The sequence below is a fragment of the Epibacterium ulvae genome (genome assembly GCF_018678075.1).
GTDB lineage: Bacteria > Pseudomonadota > Alphaproteobacteria > Rhodobacterales > Rhodobacteraceae > Epibacterium > Epibacterium ulvae_A.
The window spans coordinates 1-3,057 of the sequence record NZ_JAHHIR010000031.1 but is presented as its reverse complement, the minus strand read 5'-3'; the positions used below and the strand labels follow the sequence as shown (position 1 = coordinate 3,057).

The 3,057-nt window shown below is 58.0% G+C and carries 1 protein-coding gene and 1 pseudogene; one reads left to right on the top strand and one right to left on the bottom strand.

The features are described from left to right. Positions 1-297: 297 nt before the first annotated feature. Positions 298-585 (top strand): annotated as a pseudogene (locus tag KMP13_RS08255) (transposase); the annotation flags it as partial. A 426-nt stretch (positions 586-1,011) separates the two neighbouring features. On the opposite strand, the gene KMP13_RS08250 reads toward KMP13_RS08255, so the two are convergent. Next, positions 1,012-2,523 carry a replicative DNA helicase gene (locus KMP13_RS08250; RefSeq protein ID WP_215265375.1) on the bottom strand — a complete coding sequence of 504 codons (1,512 nt, stop codon included), beginning with the start codon at positions 2,521-2,523 and terminating at the stop codon, positions 1,012-1,014. Positions 2,524-3,057: the final 534 nt, after the last annotated feature.

The following is a 3,057-nucleotide window of genomic DNA, read 5'->3' as shown; positions in this document are numbered from 1 at the left end:
AATCATTGAGGCACCCGGCGGTGTCATCTGGGCCGAAAACATTCGCCCAACCGAAGCTGACGCAACCTCTGAACCGCTTGGAGCCCGCTTCGTCGTCGGACTTCCCGTCTAGGGAGACGACGCGGTGTTATTGTGCCTGCATGGAACCTGCGTTGCCTTTGATGGCCGCGCGCTGTTGCTTGTGGGTCCATCCGGCAGTGGAAAATCGGAGAGCGCCTTCAACGGACGGGTACGCTGCACAAGCAGCGTAACAAGCTTCGCGACGGTTCAACAGGTCGGGTCCAACGAACGGGCACGGTTGGCCTCACCCCGCGGCGGGAACAATCCGGTGAGCGAGACATCGTAGGCTCGATCTCCTGTGCAGGTGATGCTGGATTGCGCACTGGGCTTTGTCAGGCCGCCATGGTGATGCTTAACAAGGGCCGTCCCAATTGGCTGACGGCCTGGGCACTGAACGTCGCTAAACGTCGTGGAAAGAGACGGGCGACCGTTGCCTTAGCTAGGCGTATCGGGGTGATATTGCACCGTATGTGGCAAGACGGGACGGAGTTCCGCTCTACCCGTTCTGCACCAGAGGCAGTCTAATCAGACTATATTGAAGGAGGATAGAGCCACCTCTCGAGGCGTGCGCTCTGAGGTCCCAGCCGGGACGCAGCCCCCGATGATGCCGTTAGCGGACTTGATGCTGGAGGCCCCGTGTCCAAGCACGCTGCAAAGATAGGCACTCGGGATCTGCAATTGGACGAGGCATAATGTGGTAGCTTAGGCGCTGACTACGGACGGAAGCATCATCCCGGTTTGGATCAATCAAGGAGCAACGGCCAAGAGAAAGGCTCAAAAAGGAAGTAAAGTCATCTGGGACAGCAATCAGGAAAATCTCCGTCCTATGGCACGGAGGTAAAAATGCCTTGAGCATTGAAGCTTGACAGAGCGCGCCCCAATATGGAAGTCCGCTATCTGCGCATTGCGGGCATGGATGCGGATTTGCATTTCGCGCTCGCTTGAGGGTGCTTAATACCCCTCCGGCTCCTGTTGCCAAGACTTTGCGAGGTTACCGAAGCGGGTGAATTGGGCCTCGAACGACAGCTCGACCGTGCCGATGGGGCCGTGGCGCTGTTTCCCGACGATGACCTCGGCCCGCGCGTGCAGGCGTTCCATCGCGGTTTTCCACTCTTCCATCTTGTCCAGCTCGTGATCGCCGGGTTTTTCGCGTTCTTTGTAATATTCCTCGCGGAACACGAACATCACCACGTCGGCGTCCTGTTCGATCGAGCCGGATTCCCGCAGGTCCGACAGCTGTGGGCGTTTGTCGTCGCGGCTTTCCACCTGACGCGACAGCTGCGAGAGGGCGACCACGGGGATGTTGAGCTCTTTGGCGATGGCTTTCATCCCCATCGAGATCTCGGCAATCTCGTTCACGCGGTTGTCGGACATGCCGCGGCAGAGCTGCAGGTAGTCGATCACTAGAAGGTCCAGCCCATGGGTCCGTTTCAGGCGGCGGGCGCGGGCGGCGAGCTGTGAGATCGGGATCGCGGGCGTGTCGTCGATGAACAGCGGGCAGCTTTCCAGATCCTTGGCGGCCTGAACGAAGCGGCGGAATTCGCTTTCGGTCATGTCGCCCTGGCGGATCTTGTGGCTGGAAATCTCGGACGCTTCGGCCAGAATACGACCGGCCAGCTGCTCGGCCGACATCTCGAGGGAGAAGAACCCCACCACGCCGCCGTCGGTTGCGCCCTCGGATCCATCTGATTTGGTGCCGCGTTTGTATGCTTTGGCGACGTTAAAGGCGATGTTGGTCGCCAGTGAGGTTTTCCCCATCGAGGGACGTCCCGCGAGGATCAGCAAATCCGACGGGTGCAGACCGCCGAGCTGTTTGTCGAGATCGGCCAAACCTGTCGAGATCCCGGCCATGCCGCCGCCGCGTTGATAGGCTTCGTTGGTGACATTCACCGCTTCGGTCACGGCCTTGAGGAAGGATTTGAAACCGCTTTCGGTCTGGCCCTGTTCGGCAAGGGAATAGAGCTTCTGCTCGGCGTCGACGATCTGTTCCTTGGGCTCAGAGGCAATATCCACCCGCCGCGCCTGATCCGCGATCGAATTGCCCAAGGCGATCAATTCCCGCCGGATCGCCAGGTCATAGATCATCTGCGCATAGTCACGCACCGCAAAGGATGAGATCGACGCACCCGCCAGTTTCACCAGATAGGACGCGCCACCCAGTTCCTTTAGGCCCGCGTCATCGTCCATAAACGCTTTGAGCGTCACCGGAGAGGCAAGTGTGTTTTTTGAGATCCGCGCGGCTGCGACCTCGAAGATTCGCGAATGGACCGGATCATAGAAATGACCTGCGTTGATCGTCATTGCGATGCGGTCAAAGACGTCATTATTGGTCAAAATCGCACCCAAGAGCTGTTGTTCAGCCTCGATCGAATGCGGCAATTCGTTGGTTGCACCGGCTGCGCCGTCTTGGTCTATCGGGGCAGGCAAAGGTGCGTCCCCGTCAAATGATCTGATCTCGTTCATATTGGTATCTCACAAGGCTTGCCTATGACGAGAGGTTGTACCCCAAGGTCCGCGCCGGGGGCAAATTGTATATGCCTGTGGACAAGGTGAGGTGGGCGGCTTTGCCCAGAAAGGAGACTTTGCCAAGTCGCTGGATTTGGCAGCTGGGCGGCGGACCAATGCTGCACGAGAAGTGGAAGGAGCGGACCTGCGCCGCGCGTGCAGTTGCCGACCATCGTCGAACGGAAGGGGTGCGGGACCCAGCCGCCGTTCGCAACGTCGGCGCCACTGATCGATTTCAGGAAATGTATCGCTCGATTTGCCGCCTCTTGAGACCAGCACATTCCAATGAAACGCATTTTATCAGACACCATCTTGAATCAGGCCGACGGTTTTAGAAGATCTAGGAAGTCCTGCAAGATTGCAGACTGATTTCGATCAGTGCGCCAAACCGCGCAGATTGGTGTGGAATAGCCAAAAACATCAGGCAGAATTTCATAGAACTCATCCCGAATGAGATCTTGGCAATGGGACGGCTTTGTTGCACAAATCCGT

Coding starts and splice junctions, on each gene's coding strand:
- KMP13_RS08250 (WP_215265375.1), bottom strand. CDS start 2,523: ATGAACGAGATCAGATCATTTGACGGGGACGCACCTTTGCCTGCCCCG.